Source organism: Enterobacter cloacae complex sp. SHL018 (assembly GCF_049237905.1).
In the GTDB taxonomy this organism is placed as follows: domain Bacteria; phylum Pseudomonadota; class Gammaproteobacteria; order Enterobacterales; family Enterobacteriaceae; genus Enterobacter; species Enterobacter hormaechei_C.
The window spans coordinates 1,258,420-1,276,866 of the sequence record NZ_JBMKJE010000001.1; the positions used below are offsets into that span (position 1 = coordinate 1,258,420).

Here is an 18,447-nt window from a genome sequence, read left to right on the forward strand (position 1 = left end):
GATGAACAGCTGCCTATACCACGGTACATTGCGCCATCGTCGGCTTGCGCCGAAAGCGCACCACTTTACCTACAGCGTGTTTATGGCCTGGCTCGATCTGGATGAGCTGGACGCGCTACCCTCCGTCGGCGTGCGTCGTAACCGCGTTGCGCCCGCGGCATTTTATGATGCGGATTACCCGCTGGGCACGCCGCTCAAAGCGCGTGTCCTTGAGCGTCTGGAAAATCTGACCGGCGAACGTCCGGCGGGGCGGGTCATGCTTCTGACTCAGCTGCGCTATTTCGGTTTTCATTTCAACCCGGTCAATTTCTACTACTGCTATGACGGAGAAGACACCCTGCGCTGGGTTCTCGCCGAAGTCCGTAACACGCCGTGGAATGAACGACATTACTACGCGGTAGCGGGGCGGGACGCCCCGCCGACGGAGAAAGCGTTTCACGTCTCGCCCTTTAATCCGATGGATATGATCTACCACTGGCGCTTCAACAGCCCGGACAGCACGCTGCGCATGCATATCGAAAACCATCAGGAGACGAAGGTGTTTGATGCCACCCTGACGCTGCGCCGGGTCCCGCTGACGCGCACGGCGCTGCGTTCGCTGCTGGCGCGGATCCCGTTGATGACCCTCAAAACCGTTTTCGCCATTTACTGGCAGGCGCTCAGGCTGTGGCTGAAGCGCGTACCGCTGCATAACCATCCCCTCAGCAGGAGTGAACGCTCATGACCAATCCCGTCTTTGCGCTTGAACCCGATATCCCGCGCAACGTCCGCGTCGCGCGATGGTTGCTCTTCCGCCTGCTGAATGGCCTGCACGGTGGTTCGCTGACGCTGCGTGAAGGCGCGCAGACGTTCCAGTTCGGCGACGCCTCCGCCGCGCTTCACGCTGAGGTGCAGGTACTTGCTCCAGGCGTCTACTGGCGCATTTTAACCGGGGGCAGCCTCGCCGCGGCACAAGCGTGGATGGATGGCGACTGGGAGACGCCCCACCTGACGCCGCTGCTGGAGCTGATTGCGCGCAATAGCCAAATCCTCGGAAAGCTGGAAAAAGGGTTTCGCCTGCTCGGGAAACCGGTGGAGCGGCTGCGGCACTGGATGCGGCGCAACTCCCGCGCCCAGGCGCGGGAAAATATTGCCGCCCATTACGATCTGGGCAACGCCTTTTACGCCCATTTCCTTGATGAACATCTCCTGTACTCCAGCGCGCTGTTTAGCGGGGACGAGCAGGATCTGACCGCGGCTCAGCAGGCGAAAATGGCGAGGCTGTGTGACCAGCTGGCGCTCACGGCAAACGATCATCTGCTGGAGATTGGCACCGGCTGGGGGGCGATGGCGGAATATGCCGCCCGTCATTACGGCTGCCGGGTGACCACCACCACGCTGTCGCAGGAGCAGTACCACTGGGCCACCGCGCGCATCGCCCGGGCAGGGTTGCAGGATCGTGTTGAGGTGCTGCTCTGCGACTACCGCGATCTGACCGGGGTCTACGACAAGCTGGTGTCGGTTGAGATGATTGAGGCTGTCGGTCAACGCTACCTGCCAACATTTTTCCGCACCTGCCAGGCGCGTCTGCGTCCAGGCGGGCGGATGGCGATTCAGGCCATCACCATTCAGGATCAACGCTATCGCGACTACAGCAAAAGCGTCGATTTTATTCAGCGCTACATCTTCCCCGGCGGCTTTTTGCCCAGCATCACCGCCATGAATGAACTCATGACCCGCCATACCGATTTTGTGGTGCGTAACCTCTTCGATATGGGACCGGACTACGCCCGCACGCTGGCGCACTGGCGTCAGCGGTTCGTTCACGCCTGGCAGGAGATTGAAAAGCTCGGGTTTGATGACCGTTTCCGCCGGATGTGGCTGTACTACCTCGGCTACTGTGAAGCCGGGTTTAATGCCCGCACCATCAGCGTGGTGCAGCTGACTGCGGAACGCGTATGAAGCGCTACGGGCAGGTATTTCTGTTGGCCATCGGGTTTGATCTCTACTGGACGCGCTCTGGGCGCTGACGGGGCTGATTGCGTTCACGGGCGCGTCCCTGATGCCGCTATGGATGGTGGCGCTGTGGCTAATGTTTGCCACCGTCTGGACGCAACTGACCCGCACGACCACCTTGCCGGGCTGGTTGCTGACGGTACTGGCGACCCTGGGCGGGCCGGTGGCCTACCTGATCGGCGAGCGTCTGGGGGCCGTTTACCGTTTATACCTCTCAGCTTCTGACGCCCGACGGCAGCTATACAGGGTTAGACGGCGATAATGCGCTGATTATCACCTATGCCCGGGACATCGATGGTGACGACCTGGTTGAGGCGACCCGCGACCAGTGGCAGGCGCAGGGCATTTTGCAGCAGGAGCCGCAGAGTGAAGCCTGGCTGAGCGAGTATCCTGAACTGCGTCAGCAGTTAATCGGAGGACCACAATGAAACGTTTCCTGTTAATGGCGCTTGCCCTGACGATGCTGGTGGCCGGATGTAGCACCGAGGTGACAGAGTATCGTCAGCAGCAGCCACGGCTTGATATTTTTACTTACTTCCAGGGGAAAACCGAGGCGTGGGGGATGGTGCAGGATCGCAGCGGTAAGCAGATCCGTCGTTTTCACGTCGAGATCGCCGGGGATGTTATCGGCGATACGCTGACCCTGAATGAACATTTTGTCTACGATGACGGCGAGAAGCAGCAGCGCGTCTGGCATATCCGCCGCGTTGGGCAGAATCGCTATGAAGGCACGGCGGGTGACATAGAAGGTGGCGCGACAGGCCAGGCGGCGGGCAATGCCCTTAACTGGCGCTACAGCATGAACGTGAAGGCGGACGGCAAAACCTGGCTGCTGCACTTTGATGACTGGATGTATTTGCAGGACAGCACCCGTCTGTTTAATAAAACCGAGATGAAGAAATTTGGCGTCACCGTCGCCACGGTGACGCTGTTCTTTACCCGCAAAGAGGGCGGTTAATCCTCTTCGGGCTGAGGTTTACTGCTTGAGTAGATGAAGAAGAGCGCAATACTCAGGCAGACGACGGCCCCGAAACGGCTCACTGAAAACGGAATGGCTTCATTGTTCAGCCAGCCAAAGTTATCAATCAGCATGCTCATGGCCAGCTGGCCCAGGATAACCGCTACCGTGGCAACGGCGGTCCCGATGCGCTGCACGGCGAGCACCATAATCACGATATAGGGCACGCCGCACAGGGCCCCCAGAAGCTGCCATTTGGGCACATCCATCAGGCTGACCGCCTGTTTCGGCTCAAAAAAGAAGATCAGCAGGGCGGTCACCAGCGCGCCGACGGAAAACGTCAGAAACGCGCTTTTAAATACCCCCACGCTGCTGCCTAATTGCCCGTTAATAGCAGCCTGAATGCTCAGCGTTGCGCCGCCAATCACCGCCAGAATAATCATAATCACTGTCATAACGTTACCCCTGCGCCACGAGAATGAGCGCGGCGATGATAAATCCCAGCGCAATAATGCGTTTTGTATCGATCCTGCGGTGCGGCGTACCCAGCAGGCCATAGTGGTCGATAATCAGGCTTTTAAAAACCTGGCCTGCCAGAATGCCGATCATCGTCATGGCAATGCCGATCGCAGGCGTGGCAATGGTGAGAATGATGACGTAAACCGGGCCGAGCACGCCACCCAACAGGTGCCATGAAGGCTGCGCAAAAAATGAGGGACTGTTGCGCGGGCTGAAAAACAGCATCAGCAGAAACGTCAGCCCCGTTCCCACGCTGAATATGCTGAACGCCGCCCACAGGTCGCCCACCTCTGCGCCCAGCGGCCCCAGCAGCCCGGCTTCCACGGACAGCCCCATGCCGCCGGCAATCACCAGTAAAATTAAAATAATGTGCATAACGCTTTTTCTCCTTTTTCCAGGCGGAGAAGATTACGTCTGAACATCATTGAGAAAAATGCCATAATGCAGGAAACACCTTTGCAGGAAATGCATTAATGATGGATGCCGGACATATCAGCATTCGCGCGCTGCTGATCTTCATCGACGTTTATGAAACGCAGAATTTTTCCGTGGTGGCGAGGCGGGAAGGGATTTCTGCGTCGCAGGTCTCACGCGTGATCCACCAGCTTGAGGACGCCCTCGGGCAACAGCTTTTCTACCGCAACACGCGGGCGATTATGCCCACAGAGAGCGGGCATCTTTTTGTGCGCTATGCCCGTGCGATGGCCGGGAATATGGAGGACGCGCGACGCGAGCTGGATGAACGCGCCCGCGAGCCGTCGGGCACGCTGCGTATCAATGGCCCGGTCTTTTTCGGACAAAGGCACATCGCGCCGGGCCTGCCGGGGCTTCTGGCGCGTTACCCTCGTCTCTCCATTGAACTGACCCTCACCGACGATTTTATCGATCCGCACCGTGACGCCGCGGACGTTATCTTCCGCATCGGCGCGCTGACGGACTCCTCGTTTCACGCCCGGGTGTTCGGGCAGCAGTTCTATCATCTGGCGGCCTCGCCGGACTATCTGCAAAAACATGGCGCGCCCGAGGGGCCGGACGATCTCAGCCGTCACCACTGTCTGGTTTACCGCGGCTCGTCCGGGCCTAACCGCTGGCTGATCCGGCAGCCGGGCGAGGCGTGGGTTCACTATCCCATTGTACCGCTGATGACTTCCAATAACGCGGAAACGCTCCTGATTGCGGCGCTGGGCGGCATGGGCGTTGTGCTTTTCCCGGACTGGATGGTGAGCGAACGGCTCAAAAGCGGTGAGCTGGTGGCACTGCTGCCGGAAATGGAGTGTTCAATTAATACGGAGCCACTGACGATTGCGGCGATTTACCCGAACGCGCGTCATCCGCCCCTGAACGTCAGGGCGGTGATTGATTACTATATTGAGCGATTCGGTACGCCACTGTACTGGCAAACCTGAAGGTTAGCGGGCAAGCTCGCGACGGATAATGTCAGCCCCGGCGCTTAACGCCTTCAGCTTACCGTTGGCGACCTGGCGGGAAAGGGGGGCCATACCGCAGTTGGTGGACGGATAGAGCTTGTCTGCATCAACAAACTGCAACGCCTTGCGCAGCGTATCGGCCACTTCTTCCGGCGTTTCGATGGTCTGGGTGGCCACGTCAATTGCCCCGACCATCACTTTTTTACCGCGGATAAGCTCCAGCAGATCCATCGGCACGCGCGAGTTGTGGCACTCCAGCGAAATAATATCGATCTTCGAGGTCTGCAACTTTGGAAATGCCTCTTCATACTGGCGCCACTCGGAGCCGAGCGTCTTTTTCCAGTCCGTATTGGCTTTGATGCCGTACCCGTAACAGATATGTACCGCGGTTTCGCATTTCAGCCCTTCAATGGCGCGCTCCAGCGCGGCGATACCCCAGTCATTCACCTCGTCGAAAAAGACGTTAAAGGCAGGTTCGTCGAACTGAATAATGTCGACGCCGGCCGCTTCCAGCTCGCGGGCCTCCTGATTGAGAATTTTAGCGAACTCCCAGGCCAGCTTTTCACGGCTTTTATAGTGGGCATCGTATAGCGTGTCGATCATGGTCATCGGGCCGGGCAGCGCCCATTTGATCGGCTTATCCGTCAGCTGGCGCAGGTATTTTGCGTCGTCTACAAACACCGGCTTCTGGCGCGCCACCGCGTCTACCACGGTCGGCACGCTCGCATCGTAGCGGTTACGGATGCGCACCGTCTGACGGTTCTCAAAATCCACGCCGCTGAGATGTTCAATAAAGGTGGTGACGAAATGCTGGCGGGTTTGTTCCCCGTCGCTGACGATATCAATCCCGGCGCGAATCTGTTCATCCAGAGACAAACGCAGCGCATCCTGTTTCCCTGCCAGTAATTCCTCGTCCTGGAGTTTCCACGGCGACCAGAGCGTTTCCGGCTGCGCAAGCCAGGTGGGTTTCGGCAGGCTGCCAGCCGTTGATGTCGGGAGCAATGTTTTCATAAAAGAACCTTTTATCCGTATTAAATTAAAGCGTGAAGTGTTGAGACCACTGCTCAAGAAGGGTTTTATAGGGTTTGATAAACCGCTCTTCGGTATATTTACCCTGTTCAATGGCCAGCCGGCTGCGCTCTTCACGGTCATAGACGATTTTGGTTAATGAGTGATCCTGCTGATTCAGGTCGGGCTGATAGCACTGTCCCGCAGCGGAATTGGCATTGTAAATTTCTGGTCGATAGATCTTCTGGAACGTCTCCATGGTGCTGATGGTGCCGATCAGTTCCAGATTGGTGTAATCACGCAGTAAATCGCCGGTGAAGAAGAAGGCAAAAGGCGCGACGCTGTTTTCCGGCATGAAATAGCGAACCTTCAGGCCCATCTTCGCGAAGTACTGTTCCGTTAGTGACTCGCCGTCCGGTTGGTACTCATAGCCCAGCACCGGGTGGTGGTTACCGGTACGACGATAGGTGTCTTTGCTGGAGACGCTCAGGCAGATCACCGGCGCTTTTTTAAAGTTCGCCTGATATTCCGCAGAATGAACGAAGCTTTTAAAAATATTGCCGTGCAGCTCGCCAAAATTCTCGGGGAGGGAGAAACGGGCCCGGTCTTTATTATGCTCCAGCAGCAGGACGCTGAAATCATAGTCACGAACATACGATGAGAAGTTATTTCCGACGATGCCTTCGATGCGCTCGTGGGTTTTTTTATCCACGATCGTCGTTTGCAGAATTTCGATGGCCGGGAAAGTAAAATCGCCGCCGATATTCATATCGACTGAAATAATCTCCAGCTCGACGGCATAGCGGTCAGCTTTCGGGTTATCCCAGCTCGCCAGCGCGTTAAAGCGGTTGTTGATCATCACCAGCGTATTGCGCAGGTTCTCCTGACGCTTCTCGCCACGCGCCAGGTTGGCGAAGTTGGTGGTGGTACGCGTGTTTTCTGACGGGTTATAATTTTCATCAAAGCAACTGCGCTTAAGGGTAAATGTGAAGGCCTGACTCATTTGGTTATGCATCCTAAGTTCATGTTGCCGGAACGTTATCAATGCATAATTTATGCCTGAGCCACTGGCGCAGGGGAAGTGACTTAATTTCACTGCAACATGAGGGTTCTTCATGAACTGCGCGATTCAGGTATAATCCCCCGACATTTCCAACCGGTTTAAACGAACATGACAAAACTCACCCTACAAGAGCAGATGCTGAAAGCGGGCTTAGTCAGCAGTAAAAAGATGGCGAAGGTCCAGCGCACGGCGAAAAAATCCCGCGTCCAGGCTCGCGAGGCGAGAGAGGCTGTTGAAGAGAACAAGAAAGCCCAGCTGGAGCGTGATAAGCAGCTGAGCGAACAGCAAAAACAGGCGGTGCTGGCAAAAGAGTTCAGGGCGCAGGTGAAGCAGCTGATTGAGATGAACCGCATCACCGTGGCGAAGGGCAACATTACCTTTAACTTTACCGACGGCAACCTTATCAAAAAAATCGAGGTCGATAAGCAGACGCAAACCCAGCTGATCAACGGCCGTCTGGCGATTGCCCGACTGGTGATTAACGCGAATGGCGACTGTGATTACGCGATTATCCCGGCGGTAGTGGCGGATAAAATTGCCCAGCGCGATGCGGACAGCATTGTGCTAAACAGCGCCCTGAGTCAGGAAGAGCAGGACGAAGACGATCCGTACGCAGACTTCAAAATCCCTGACGATTTAATGTGGTAATCCCCGCTCAGAACGGCGCGGCGTGACGGGCGTTCATCGTCTCGCCGCTCAGCGGATGAATAAAATTCAGAGCGCTTGCATGCAGCATCAGCCGGGGCGTTTCTTCCGCCCCCGGCCATTCCAGACCACCATACAGATCGCACCCCAGAATAGGGTGGCCTAACTGCTGGCAGTGAATGCGCAGCTGGTGGGTGCGCCCGGTCTCCGGGGTAAGCTCAACCCGCGTCAGCGGCATTGTCGTATCCTGGTAAATACGTTCCACCACCCGATAGCGGGAGCGAGCGGGCTTACCGGTGCGGGCACAGATCGTCATCAGCGGAAACAGCGCCGGATCTTTGGCAATCGGCGCATCCACGGTCCCTTCGTCCTGTTCCACATGTCCGCACAACAGGGCAGTGTAAACCTTGTTCACGGCGCGCTGACTGAACTGGTGGCAAAGCGCGGCGTTGATCGCTTTGTTACGCGCAATGACCATCAGACCCGAAGTGCCAAAATCAAGACGATGCACCAGCGTGCAGCCGGGAAAGGTTTGAACAAGACGGTGGTGGACGGAATCGAGGTTTTGCGGATTTTTCCCCGACAGGCTGAGCAGACCGGAAGGTTTATTGATCAGCAGCAGATGCTCGTCCTGCCAGAGGATCTCAATGTCGTCGTGACAGGGTGGTGCAATAAACGTATCGATAATGACAGACATCAGGCCGCCGGGCTGGAGAGTGGGTGCGGATGATAACGAAATACGGGGGAAAAGAAAAACCCTCCCACCGGGCGGTGAGAGGGGGAAAACTTAGGCCGCGACCAGGCTGTCGATAGCGGCTTTCGCGTCGGTCTGCGCTTTGGTGGCCACTTCCGGGCCGTAAGCGATACCTTCAGCGAACACGAAGTTCACGTCGGTAATGCCGATGAAGCCCAGGAACAGCGTCAGGTACGGTGCGACCAGGTCGGTAGGGGTATCTTTGTGAATACCGCCGCGGCTGGTCAGTACAACCGCACGCTTGCCTTTCACCAGACCTTCCGGGCCGTTCTCGGTGTAACGGAAGGTTACGCCAGCACGCGCCACCAGGTCGAAGTAGTTCTTCAGCTGGGTAGGAATGTTGAAGTTGTACATTGGGGCGTTGATCACGATAACGTCGTGCGCCTGCAACTCAGCAATCAGCTCGTCGGAGAGCGCCAGGGCTTCCTGCTGACGCGGGGTAAGAGGCGCATCGCTCGGACGCAGCGCGCCAACCAGCTCGCCGTCCAGCACAGGAATTGGGTTTGCCGCCAGGTCACGCACGGTGATTTCATCCGCGCTGTGCTGTTCACGCCACTGTTCAACGAAATAGTCAGACAGCTGACCAGACTGTGAATACCCTGCCAGAATACTGGATTTCAACACTAATACTTTGCTCATGGGAAATTCCTGTTTTGTATTTGATTGAGGGGGTTGCCCCGTTGCTTGTTGACACTTTAGTCACAATCCTGCCACAGGGATAGCGCAATATATCGAAGCCTATGTTCGAATTTTTTGAATAAGGCGCGAAAAGCGCTGATGTGGTACTCTATACCAATCATTAAAAAGAGATTTTATCCGGCAGTGCACTGCCCGTTAACGCTATGACAGAACACCAAAAATTGACCTTCCCGATTCTGATGCAAAAGCTTGATTCGCTGATGCTGCGCGATAAACAGCGGTTTGCGCGCCGTCTGCACGGCGTTAAGAAGGTTAAAAATCCTGATGCACAACAGGCCATTTACCAGGAGATGGCCAACGAGATTGAACAGGCGGCAGGGAAAGTTGTGCTGCGTGAAGCCGCACGTCCGGAGATTACCTATCCGGAAAATCTGCCCGTCAGCCAGAAGAAACAGGACATTCTTGAGGCCGTACGCGACCACCAGGTGGTGATCGTCGCGGGGGAAACCGGTTCAGGTAAAACCACTCAGCTGCCGAAAATCTGCATGGAGCTGGGCCGCGGGGTGAAAGGGCTGATCGGTCACACCCAGCCGCGTCGTCTGGCGGCGCGCACCGTGGCGAACCGTATTGCGGAAGAGCTGCAAACGGAGCCGGGCGGCTGCATCGGCTACAAGGTGCGATTCAGCGACCACGTCAGCGATAACACCATGGTTAAGCTGATGACCGACGGTATCCTGCTGGCGGAAATCCAGCAGGATCGTCTGCTGATGCAGTACGACACCATCATCATCGATGAAGCGCACGAGCGCAGCCTGAACATCGACTTCCTGCTCGGCTACCTGAAAGAGCTGCTGCCCCGGCGTCCGGATCTGAAAATCATCATCACCTCCGCGACCATCGACCCGGAGCGCTTCTCAAAACATTTCAACAATGCGCCGATTATCGAGGTGTCAGGACGCACGTATCCGGTGGAAGTGCGCTATCGCCCGATTGTGGAAGAGGCGGACGATACCGAGCGCGACCAGCTTCAGGCCATCTTTGATGCCGTCGACGAGCTGGGCAACGAGAGTTCTGGCGACATTCTGATCTTCATGAGCGGCGAGCGCGAGATCCGCGATACCGCCGATGCGCTCAGCAAGCGCGATCTGCGCCATACCGAGATCCTGCCGCTGTACGCGCGCCTGTCGAACAGCGAGCAGAACCGCGTGTTCCAGCCGCACAGCGGGCGCCGCATCGTGCTGGCGACCAACGTGGCCGAAACTTCGCTGACCGTACCGGGCATTAAATACGTGATCGACCCGGGTACGGCGCGCATCAGCCGCTACAGCTACCGCACCAAAGTTCAGCGCCTGCCGATTGAGCCGGTTTCGCAGGCGTCGGCTAATCAGCGTAAGGGCCGCTGCGGCCGCGTGTCGGAAGGGATCTGTATTCGTCTCTATTCGGAAGACGATTTCCTGTCGCGCCCGGAGTTTACCGATCCGGAGATCCTGCGGACCAACCTGGCATCCGTTATCCTGCAAATGACCGCGCTGGGGCTGGGCGATATCGCCGCCTTCCCGTTTGTGGAAGCGCCGGATAAGCGCAATATTCAGGACGGGGTGCGGCTGCTGGAAGAGCTGGGGGCCATCACCACCGACGAACAGGCGACGGCCTACAAGCTAACGCCATTGGGCCGCCAGCTTAGCCAGTTGCCGGTCGACCCGCGTCTGGCGCGCATGGTGCTGGAGGCGCAAAAACACGGCTGCGTGCGCGAGGCGATGATCATCACCTCGGCGCTCTCCATTCAGGATCCGCGCGAGCGTCCAATGGACAAGCAGCAGGCGTCGGATGAAAAACACCGTCGCTTCCACGATAAAGAGTCCGATTTCCTCGCCTTTGTGAACCTGTGGAACTACCTTGGCGAGCAGCAAAAAGCGCTCTCCTCGAACCAGTTCCGCCGTCAGTGCCGGGTGGATTTCCTCAATTATCTGCGCGTACGCGAGTGGCAGGATATCTATACCCAGCTGCGCCAGGTGGTGAAAGAGCTGGGTATCCCGGTGAACAGTGAACCGGCGGAGTACCGCGAAATTCATATCGCCCTGTTGACTGGCCTGCTGTCTCATATCGGGATGAAGGATGCGGATAAGCAGGAATATACCGGCGCACGCAACGCGCGTTTCTCCATCTTCCCGGGCTCCGGTTTGTTTAAGAAGCCGCCGAAGTGGACCATGGTCGCCGAGCTGGTGGAAACCAGCCGTCTGTGGGGGCGTATCGCCGCGCGTATCGATCCGGAGTGGGTTGAGCCGGTGGCGCAGCACCTGCTGAAACGCTCATACAGCGAGCCGCACTGGGAGCGCGGGCAGGGCGCGGTGATAGCGACGGAAAAAGTCACCGTCTACGGCCTGCCGGTGGTGGCCGCGCGTAAGGTTAACTACAGCCAGATCGATCCGGCGTTGAGTCGCGAGCTGTTTATCCGCCACGCGCTGGTGGAAGGCGACTGGCAGACGCGTCATGCCTTCTTCCGCGAAAACCTGAAGCTGCGCGCCGAGGTGGAAGAGCTTGAGCACAAGTCCCGCCGTCGCGACATTCTGGTGGACGACGAGACGCTGTTTGAGTTTTACGATCAGCGCATCAGTCACGATGTGATCTCGGCGCGCCATTTCGACAGCTGGTGGAAGAAAGCCAGCAAAGAGGCCCCGGACCTGCTCAACTTCGAAAAGAGCATGCTGATCAAAGAGGGCGCGGAGTCGGTCAGCAAGCTCGATTATCCGAACTTCTGGCATCAGGGCAACCTCAAGCTGCGTCTGACCTATCAGTTTGAGCCGGGCGCGGATGCCGATGGTGTGACGGTGCACATTCCGCTGCCGCTGTTAAACCAGGTGGAAGAGAGCGGGTTTGAGTGGCAGATCCCCGGCCTGCGCCGCGAGCTGGTCATTGCGTTAATCAAATCCCTGCCTAAACCGGTGCGGCGTAACTTTGTGCCGGCGCCGAACTACGCCGAAGCGTTTTTAGGCCGCGTCACGCCGCTGGAGCTGCCGCTGCTGGACGCCCTGGAGCGTGAGTTCCGCCGCATGACCGGAACCACCATCGACCGCGACGACTGGAACTGGGATCAGGTGCCCGATCACCTGAAAATCACATTCCACGTGGTGGACGATAAAAACAAAAAGCTGCTCGAAGGCCGTTCTCTGACGGAGCTGAAAGAGGCGCTGAAAGGTAAAGTCCAGGAGACGCTCTCTGCGGTGGCCGATGACGGCATTGAGCAGAGCGGGCTGCACATCTGGAGCTTTGGTCAGCTTCCGGAAAGCTACGAGCAGAAGCGCGGGAACTACAAGGTGAAAGCCTGGCCCGCGCTGGTGGATGAGCGCGACAGCGTGGCGATTAAGCTCTTTGACAATCCGCAGGAGCAACAGCAGATGATGTGGCGCGGGCTGCGTCGACTGCTTCTGCTTAACATCCCGTCGCCGATTAAGTATCTGCACGAGAAGCTGCCGAACAAAGCCAAGCTGGGACTCTACTTTAACCCGTACGGTAAGGTGCTGGACCTGATCGACGACTGCATCTCCTGCGGTGTGGATAAGCTGATCCACGAGGCCGGCGGTCCGGTCTGGACGGAAGAGGGCTTTGCTCAGCTTCATGAAAAGGTGCGCGCGGAGCTGAACGACACCGTGGTGGAGATTGCCAAACAGGTCGAGCAGATCCTTACCGCCGTGTTCAATATCAACAAGCGCCTGAAGGGGCGGGTGGATATGACCATGGCCCTGGGGCTGTCGGACGTCAAGGCGCAGATGGCGGGGCTGGTGTATCGCGGCTTTGTCACCGGCAATGGCTTTAAGCGTCTGGGCGATACGCTGCGTTATTTGCAGGCGATAGAGAAGCGTCTGGAGAAAATGGCGGTCGATCCGCATCGCGATCGTGCGCAGATGCTGAAAGTCGAAAACGTGCAGCAGGCGTGGCAGCAGTGGCTCAACAAACTGCCGCCGGCGCGTCGCGATGACGACGACGTGCGGGAGATCCGCTGGATGATCGAGGAGCTGCGCGTCAGCTTCTTCGCTCAGCAGCTGGGAACGCCGTATCCCATTTCGGATAAGCGTATCTTGCAGGCGATGGAGCAGATTTCCGGCTAAAACCGTTGCCCGGTGGCGCTGCGCTTACCGGGCCTACGGGAGAGCATGTAGAGCACGTAGGCCGGGTAAGGCGTAGCCGCCACCCGGCATGTCTTCAGGCACTGACCCAACCGCCGCCCAGCGCTTTATACAAATCAATTTGCGCCAGCAGCAGGTTGTTTTTCACCTGTACCACGCTGGTCTGCACCGAGAACAGCGTGCGCTGCGCATCGAGCTCATCCAGATAAGAAGAGTATCCGTTGCGGTAGCGGTTTTGCGCAATCCGCAGCGTCTCCTGCGCGACCGTCTGCTGTGCCAGCAGCTCGGTAAGCTGTTCCTGATAGCGGGTGATGGCATCAAGGCTGTCATTCACCTCAGCAAACGCGTTACGCACGGTTTTTTCGTAGCTATACAGCGCCTGATTCCGCTGGGACTGAGAGATATCTACCTGCGCATTCAGCGCCTGACGGTTCAGCAGCGGCGCAAGAATACTGCCGCCCACGCTCCAGAGCTGTAGCGGGTTATCCAGCAACCCCGACAGCGTGCGATCCTGCACCGATCCCGTGGCCGTGAGGTTGATCGACGGCAGCAGGCTGGCGCGCGATGCCGCCAGCGTCGCGTCCGCCGCAATCAGCTGACGTTCAGCCTGGACGATATCCGGGCGTCGGTTCAGTAGCGTCGACGGCAGCTGGGAGGGCAGTTTCAGCGGCGTCAGGGCATCAAAGCTTTCACCGCGGGCAACGTCACCCGGGTTGCTGCCCAGCAGCAGGCTAAGCGCATTTTCCTGCTGCGCAATCTGGTGCTGAAGCAGTGGAACCTGGGCGCGGGTGGCGCGCAGCTCAGAATCCGATTGCATCAGCTCAAGGCGAGAGCTGTATCCCGTCTCAAACTGTCGCTTGGCGAGGTTGAACGCCTCTTCACGCGACTTCAGCGTGGACCGGGTAACGCGAAGCTGTTCGTCCAGCGACAGCAGGGTGACGTACCCGGAGGCCACCGAGGATGCGACGGTCAGATCAGCCGCCGCAGCCGCCGCCTTTTGTGCCTCCAGCGACGCTTCAGCGGCACGGGAGGTGCTGCGGTTTACGCCCCAGATATCCACGTCGTAGCTGGCGGTCAGGCTGCCTTTGTACAACGTACCGTATACCGGAAGCCCCGTGGCGGCGGACTGCGAGCGCGCGCGCGTCCCGGTCACGCCCGCGTCAAGCGACGGGAACAGGCTGCCGTCGGCGGCGTACACCCGGGCCTGGTACTCGTTAATCCGCTCGCGGGCAATCAGCACGTCGCTGTTATTCTTCAGCGCCTGATCCACATAGCGATTCAGATTGCTGTCGTGAAAATTTCGCCACCAGAGCTGCTCTGTCGGGCTGGCTGGCCCCGACGTCGCGCGCCACTGGGCCGGTATGTGCAGGGACGATTTGGCGGGCTCAACGTCTACCGACTGGCATCCCGCCAGGATAGCCATTATCAGCAGGCCGACTATCGGGCGAAGCGTCATTGTTTCGCCTCCCGCGTGTCGATGGTTACCTGCACCGACATGCCAGGGCGCAGCAGCCGGTACGCCTCCGGCTCACCGAGTACCTCAATGCGTACCGGGATGCGCTGGGCGATTTTAACAAAGTTGCCCGTGGCGTTATCCGGGGTGATAGCGCTGAACTCGACCCCTGTGGCCGGGGATATGCTCTCCACGCGGCCCTGATAGGCTTTATCGTTTAAGGCATCGACGGTGAATTTCACCGGCTGGCCGACGCGTAAATTCGCCAGCTGCGTCTCTTTGATATTGGCGATCACCCAGTGCTGCGGCGGGACCAGCGTGGTAAGGTGCGTCCCGGCGGTGACGTACGCCCCCAGACGCACCGCAATCTGCCCGAGCTGACCGTCACGCGGCGCGACAATGCGGGTGTTTTGCAGATCGATCTGCGCCAGCTCCAGCGCGGCTTTCGCGTTCTCAACGTCCGCTTCCAGCGAACCGCGATTGACGATGACCGTTTGTAGATCCTGACGCGACATCTCAAGCGTTGCTTTCGCCTGGTCGATATCGGCGCTCCCCTGGGCGGCACTGGCCAGTGCCGAATCGCGCTCGCGAATGGAGAGGGAGCCGTCCGCGGTCAGCTCTTTCACGCGTTTCAAATCCGCCTGGGTTTTCAGACTTTGGGCACGGGCGTTTTTCAGCGCCGCCTCGTTTTTGGCAATCACCGCTTCCGCGCTTTTGCGCTGTTGCAGATTGTTATTCAGGGCTGCAATTTTCATTGCCAGCTGCGCCTCGGCCTGATGGACGCGCTGGCGATAGATGCGGTCATCTATCTGCAACAGCAGCTCGCCTTTTTTAACCTGCGCGAAATCCTGAACATGGACCTCGGTAATGTAGCCGTTTACCTGCGGACTGATGAACGTGGTCTGGCCGCGCACGTAGGCGTTATCGGTAAACTGGGCATGACGCGTAAACGGGGGCAGCTGCCAGGCATAAAGGATCACCAGTACCCCGACAATGCCGATAGCCGCGGCGGTGAAGATGGAAACGACGCGCACATTTTTGCGGGTGTTGGCCTGCTCTTTGGCGGCATCCTGCTGACTCATAACTTCTCCTGATAAATAGTCATTACTTGTTGCCAGTGGCGTTCTTAAGGGCCATACGGGCGGTGATGCGCAGACGCAGCAAGCGCCATAAAATCCAGACCAGCGTGGCAGTGGCAATGCTCGCCGTCAGGAGATAAGTATCGTTGTAAGCCAGAATATTCGCCTCAAGCGTCGTCACCGACTGAAGCTGAGTTATGGCCTGGGTTCCCAGCAGGGAACTGTCGCCTACCAGGCTTTTGTACATCTGGGTGTAAAGCTGTATGCGTTCGTTCACCAGCGGGTTAAGGGTGGTGAGCTGGTCAGCCAGCAGGCTGGAATGGTACTTCTCGCGCCAGGTCTGGAAGGTGCCGAGGATCGCGGAACCCAGCAGGCCCCCAAGGTTCTGACTCATGCCAAACATCACGGAAAAGCTGACCAGATTGCGCGGATCGGCGATCACCCCGCCAATGGCGGCCAGCATCGCAGGCGCAAGGAAGAACGCGCTGCCGAAGCCCAGCAGGAACTGGCTGAATATAAGCTGATCCGGCCGGGTCAGGTTGTTGGACTGGCTGTCCAGCAGCGAGGCAACGATCATCAGCGCCAGCGAGGTGATAATCGGCCAGGCCAGTTTAGTGGGCTTAATCGTCAGACAGCTGGTGACGATACCGCAGACGATCCCGGCGAAAATAGCCCACGCCAGATGGGTCATCTGTTCATTCTGTAAGCCTACATATTGCAGCCAGCCGATGACGCCCGTGTTCTGCTCCGCCAGTACGATGCGGATCAGCAGCATGATCAGCCCCAGGCGTACGATGCTGCCGCTGGAGAGCCAACGGGTATTAAGCAGCGGGTTGTTGCGGTTATGTTCAAACACGATCGCGGAGACAATCAGCACCAGCGAGAGAGCCAGCGCCCGGCCGATCCACGGAGCTTCAAACCACCAGTCCAGACGCCCTAACGACAGAACCGCGCACAGCAGCGCCATGCCGGGCGCAAGCAAAAAGAAGGTGATGAAATCTTTCTTCTCGAAGACCTTGCGTCGATCGCCCGGCGGCAGCTTGAGCGCCATCACGCAGGCCAGGGAGATCAGGGCCAGACCCAGCTCGAAGAAGTACAGCCCGCGCCACTCATCAAGCTGTAACAGCTCGGTGGAGAACAGCCGCGCCAGCGGGATCGCCAGCGACGACCCGGTTATGCCGATGGTCAGCGCCTTCAGTCGGTGCTTCGCGGGCCAGGCCTGTATCTGGTAATAAATGCCGAGCGAGCTGAGCGCGGCGGCGACCATCCCGTGTGCCGCCCGTACCATCAGCGCCGAGCTGAGATCGTTCACAAACAGGTGGAAAAAGGTGACCAGCACATACAGCACCAGGAAGCCTTCCGTAAAGGCGCGCAAACCGTACTGCTGGCGAAACTTTACCAGCAGCAGGTTGATGGAGACGTTGGTCATGACATAGACGGCAGGCAACCAGGCGATTTCAGTCGACCAGGCGCCAAAGGTGCCTTGCAGATTTTGCAGATTGGCGGTGACGACCGCGTTACCCAGCGCCCCGGTCAGACACACCAGCAGGCCGACCACGCCATAGGCGATTCGTTTCGACGTTGGATGTTCCGGGGTGGAAGGGGAACCCAGCAGGGCGGGTTTCTCGTGTGGCTGCCACTCGCGAGGAGCATAAGGGTCGCGTTGGGGCAGGCGCATAACGGGGTTTACCTTTCAAAAAGTTGAATTGTGAGCGGGCTAATGATTCTAAGGCTGACGCAAATCATAATTCAAGTGAATACGATTTTCTCATGTTAATCAAATGTGAGTGCTTTTTGAGCACATCCCGGCCCGTTTTTTCAGCATTCATGCCATAGCATGACGCGAGGAAAGGGGGATAATCGAAGGCTCTGTATGCTGTAAGGAGGTAACGATGACAATGGCACTTTTCCCCTGTCTGCCTGGCACAACCCTCGACGCCGTGAATACCGTTGGGGCGTGGCTTGCTCAGGATGACTATCAGGACAACCAGCCCGTTGATCTGGTGATTCTGGCGGGTAATGCGGTGATCCCCGCGATTGATGCTGCCTGTAAAATCGCGGCTGAACAGGGTGTTCCTCTGATCATCAGCGGCGGGATCGGTCACTCGACGACCTTCCTCTACGCCGCGATTGCGAAACACCCCCGCTATAACAGGATACCCACCACCGGACGTGCTGAGGCGGCTATTCTGGCCGACATCGCCCGTGAGTTCTGGAACATTCCGGCCGAGCATCTTCACGTTGAGGATCAGTCGACCAACTGTGGCGAAAACGCCCGCTTCAGCCGGGCGTTGATGAAACAATCGGGACTGAACGCCGCCCGGGTGCTGGTGGTGCAGGACCCGACAATGCAGCGTCGCACAATGGCTACGTTTGCCCGCGTTTGCCGCGACGAGGCCGCATCGCCCGCATGGGTGAGTCATCCCGGCCTGACGCCCGTGCTGCAAAACAGCGACGACGGTCTGGTGTTTAGCGGCCCGGTCGAGGGGTTATGGCCGGTAGAGCGCTACTTGTCGCTGGTGCTGGGTGAATTTCCGCGACTCAGGGACGACATCAACGGCTATGGTCCGGCGGGACGTGATTTCATTGCCCATGTCGATATCCCTGCCGATGTGGACGCCGCGTGGCAGATCTTGCGAAACGACGTCATTCTCACCGACGCGCTGGTGAGCCGTTCCCTGCTGTGATGCTCTGCCCGTTTGCGCCATCTTTTACGCAAACGGGCATCCTGTGTTGCCGATTTGTGATTTTGGAAACGGGCTGACCCGTTTCTTTTATGAGAT

16 protein-coding genes and 2 pseudogenes are annotated in these 18,447 nt (G+C 58.1%); 9 read left to right on the forward strand and 9 right to left on the reverse strand.

Annotation, left to right across the window (positions count from 1 at the left end; genetic code table 11):
* Position 1: 1 nt before the first annotated feature.
* The 5 genes and pseudogenes from ACOTY5_RS06190 (at position 2) to ACOTY5_RS06210 (ending at position 2,953) form a co-directional block, all read left to right on the forward strand.
* Positions 2-724, forward strand: a complete 723-nt coding sequence (locus tag ACOTY5_RS06190; protein ID WP_023296566.1) for a DUF1365 domain-containing protein — start codon at positions 2-4, stop codon at positions 722-724.
* Complete coding sequence (locus tag ACOTY5_RS06195) at positions 721-1,941, forward strand: SAM-dependent methyltransferase (RefSeq protein WP_045141532.1); 1,221 nt, start codon at positions 721-723, stop codon at positions 1,939-1,941. Before ACOTY5_RS06190 ends, ACOTY5_RS06195 begins: the two co-directional genes overlap by 4 nt.
* Before the next feature lie 40 nt (positions 1,942-1,981).
* Positions 1,982-2,194: pseudogene (locus ACOTY5_RS06200) on the forward strand (DUF2878 family protein); the annotation flags it as partial.
* Positions 2,184-2,396: pseudogene (locus ACOTY5_RS06205) on the forward strand (hypothetical protein); the annotation flags it as partial. The pseudogenes ACOTY5_RS06200 and ACOTY5_RS06205, both read left to right, overlap by 11 nt.
* A 23-nt stretch (positions 2,397-2,419) precedes the next feature.
* A complete protein-coding gene (locus tag ACOTY5_RS06210) occupies positions 2,420-2,953 on the forward strand; it encodes a DUF3833 domain-containing protein (protein ID WP_023303692.1) in 534 nt (177 codons plus the stop codon).
* Here the strand turns inward: ACOTY5_RS06210 and ACOTY5_RS06215 are convergent.
* On the reverse strand, positions 2,950-3,408 hold the full coding sequence (locus ACOTY5_RS06215) for a DMT family transporter (protein ID WP_003857305.1): 459 nt from the start codon (positions 3,406-3,408) through the stop codon (positions 2,950-2,952). The two genes, ACOTY5_RS06210 and ACOTY5_RS06215, sit on opposite strands and share 4 nt — an antisense overlap.
* A 4-nt stretch (positions 3,409-3,412) precedes the next feature.
* Positions 3,413-3,847 carry a DMT family transporter gene (locus ACOTY5_RS06220; RefSeq protein WP_003857304.1) on the reverse strand — a complete coding sequence of 145 codons (435 nt, stop codon included), beginning with the start codon at positions 3,845-3,847 and terminating at the stop codon, positions 3,413-3,415.
* 98 nt (positions 3,848-3,945) lie between these two features.
* Between ACOTY5_RS06220 and ACOTY5_RS06225 the strand changes: the two genes are divergently transcribed.
* The gene (locus ACOTY5_RS06225) at positions 3,946-4,878 is read left to right on the forward strand and encodes a LysR family transcriptional regulator (RefSeq protein ID WP_023303693.1); all 933 of its coding nucleotides are present in this window, start codon (positions 3,946-3,948) and stop codon (positions 4,876-4,878) included.
* 3 nt (positions 4,879-4,881) lie between these two features.
* On the opposite strand, the gene ACOTY5_RS06230 is transcribed toward ACOTY5_RS06225, so the two are convergent.
* Both ACOTY5_RS06230 and ACOTY5_RS06235 read right to left on the reverse strand, forming a co-directional pair.
* Complete coding sequence (locus ACOTY5_RS06230; protein WP_003857302.1) at positions 4,882-5,910, reverse strand: methionine synthase; 1,029 nt, start codon at positions 5,908-5,910, stop codon at positions 4,882-4,884.
* A 25-nt stretch (positions 5,911-5,935) separates the two neighbouring features.
* Complete coding sequence (locus ACOTY5_RS06235; RefSeq protein ID WP_023296571.1) at positions 5,936-6,910, reverse strand: DUF1852 domain-containing protein; 975 nt, start codon at positions 6,908-6,910, stop codon at positions 5,936-5,938.
* Between the two features lie 168 nt (positions 6,911-7,078).
* Here ACOTY5_RS06235 and ACOTY5_RS06240 point away from each other — a divergent pair, with 168 nt between their 5' ends.
* On the forward strand, positions 7,079-7,618 hold the full coding sequence (locus ACOTY5_RS06240; RefSeq protein ID WP_017384500.1) for a DUF2058 domain-containing protein: 540 nt from the start codon (positions 7,079-7,081) through the stop codon (positions 7,616-7,618).
* Between the two features lie 7 nt (positions 7,619-7,625).
* Here the strand turns inward: ACOTY5_RS06240 and ACOTY5_RS06245 are convergent, their stop codons facing one another.
* Together ACOTY5_RS06245 and azoR are read right to left on the reverse strand one after the other, a co-directional pair.
* Positions 7,626-8,312, reverse strand: a complete 687-nt coding sequence (locus ACOTY5_RS06245; RefSeq protein ID WP_015570578.1) for an RluA family pseudouridine synthase — start codon at positions 8,310-8,312, stop codon at positions 7,626-7,628.
* A gap of 90 nt (positions 8,313-8,402) precedes the next feature.
* Complete coding sequence (gene azoR / locus ACOTY5_RS06250; RefSeq protein ID WP_015570577.1) at positions 8,403-9,008, reverse strand: FMN-dependent NADH-azoreductase; 606 nt, start codon at positions 9,006-9,008, stop codon at positions 8,403-8,405.
* 203 nt (positions 9,009-9,211) lie between these two features.
* On the opposite strand from azoR, the gene hrpA reads away from it, so the two are divergent.
* The gene (gene hrpA / locus ACOTY5_RS06255) at positions 9,212-13,114 is read left to right on the forward strand and encodes an ATP-dependent RNA helicase HrpA (protein ID WP_045141531.1); all 3,903 of its coding nucleotides are present in this window, start codon (positions 9,212-9,214) and stop codon (positions 13,112-13,114) included.
* A 94-nt stretch (positions 13,115-13,208) separates the two neighbouring features.
* Here hrpA and ACOTY5_RS06260 read toward each other — a convergent pair whose 3' ends face one another.
* The 3 genes from ACOTY5_RS06260 to ACOTY5_RS06270 are packed head-to-tail and all read right to left on the reverse strand — an operon-like array spanning position 13,209 to position 17,342.
* Positions 13,209-14,588 (reverse strand): efflux transporter outer membrane subunit, encoded by a 1,380-nt coding sequence (locus ACOTY5_RS06260; protein WP_045141530.1) that lies wholly within the window; start codon positions 14,586-14,588, stop codon positions 13,209-13,211.
* A complete protein-coding gene (locus ACOTY5_RS06265; RefSeq protein WP_017693458.1) occupies positions 14,585-15,667 on the reverse strand; it encodes an HlyD family secretion protein in 1,083 nt (360 codons plus the stop codon). Before ACOTY5_RS06265 ends, ACOTY5_RS06260 begins: the two co-directional genes overlap by 4 nt.
* Before the next feature lie 22 nt (positions 15,668-15,689).
* Positions 15,690-17,342, reverse strand: a complete 1,653-nt coding sequence (locus ACOTY5_RS06270) for an MFS transporter (RefSeq protein ID WP_045141529.1) — start codon at positions 17,340-17,342, stop codon at positions 15,690-15,692.
* Between the two features lie 214 nt (positions 17,343-17,556).
* Between ACOTY5_RS06270 and ACOTY5_RS06275 the strand changes: the two genes are divergently transcribed.
* Positions 17,557-18,351 (forward strand): YdcF family protein, encoded by a 795-nt coding sequence (locus tag ACOTY5_RS06275; RefSeq protein ID WP_017384495.1) that lies wholly within the window; start codon positions 17,557-17,559, stop codon positions 18,349-18,351.
* Positions 18,352-18,447: the final 96 nt, after the last annotated feature.

Bases quoted from the DNA above. Each gene is read 5' to 3' on its own strand.
- ACOTY5_RS06220 (WP_003857304.1), bottom strand. From the start codon at position 3,847: ATGCACATTATTTTAATTTTACTGGTGATTGCCGGCGGCATGGGGCTG.
- ACOTY5_RS06275 (WP_017384495.1), top strand. From the start codon at position 17,557: ATGACAATGGCACTTTTCCCCTGTCTGCCTGGCACAACCCTCGACGCC.
- ACOTY5_RS06265 (WP_017693458.1), bottom strand. From the start codon at position 15,667: ATGAGTCAGCAGGATGCCGCCAAAGAGCAGGCCAACACCCGCAAAAAT.
- ACOTY5_RS06225 (WP_023303693.1), top strand. From the start codon at position 3,946: ATGATGGATGCCGGACATATCAGCATTCGCGCGCTGCTGATCTTCATC.
- ACOTY5_RS06260 (WP_045141530.1), bottom strand. From the start codon at position 14,588: ATGACGCTTCGCCCGATAGTCGGCCTGCTGATAATGGCTATCCTGGCG.
- ACOTY5_RS06190 (WP_023296566.1), top strand. From the start codon at position 2: ATGAACAGCTGCCTATACCACGGTACATTGCGCCATCGTCGGCTTGCG.
- ACOTY5_RS06270 (WP_045141529.1), bottom strand. From the start codon at position 17,342: ATGCGCCTGCCCCAACGCGACCCTTATGCTCCTCGCGAGTGGCAGCCA.
- ACOTY5_RS06245 (WP_015570578.1), bottom strand. From the start codon at position 8,312: ATGTCTGTCATTATCGATACGTTTATTGCACCACCCTGTCACGACGAC.
- ACOTY5_RS06230 (WP_003857302.1), bottom strand. From the start codon at position 5,910: ATGAAAACATTGCTCCCGACATCAACGGCTGGCAGCCTGCCGAAACCC.
- hrpA (WP_045141531.1), top strand. From the start codon at position 9,212: ATGACAGAACACCAAAAATTGACCTTCCCGATTCTGATGCAAAAGCTT.
- ACOTY5_RS06235 (WP_023296571.1), bottom strand. From the start codon at position 6,910: ATGAGTCAGGCCTTCACATTTACCCTTAAGCGCAGTTGCTTTGATGAA.
- ACOTY5_RS06240 (WP_017384500.1), top strand. From the start codon at position 7,079: ATGACAAAACTCACCCTACAAGAGCAGATGCTGAAAGCGGGCTTAGTC.
- ACOTY5_RS06195 (WP_045141532.1), top strand. From the start codon at position 721: ATGACCAATCCCGTCTTTGCGCTTGAACCCGATATCCCGCGCAACGTC.
- azoR (WP_015570577.1), bottom strand. From the start codon at position 9,008: ATGAGCAAAGTATTAGTGTTGAAATCCAGTATTCTGGCAGGGTATTCA.
- ACOTY5_RS06215 (WP_003857305.1), bottom strand. From the start codon at position 3,408: ATGACAGTGATTATGATTATTCTGGCGGTGATTGGCGGCGCAACGCTG.
- ACOTY5_RS06210 (WP_023303692.1), top strand. From the start codon at position 2,420: ATGAAACGTTTCCTGTTAATGGCGCTTGCCCTGACGATGCTGGTGGCC.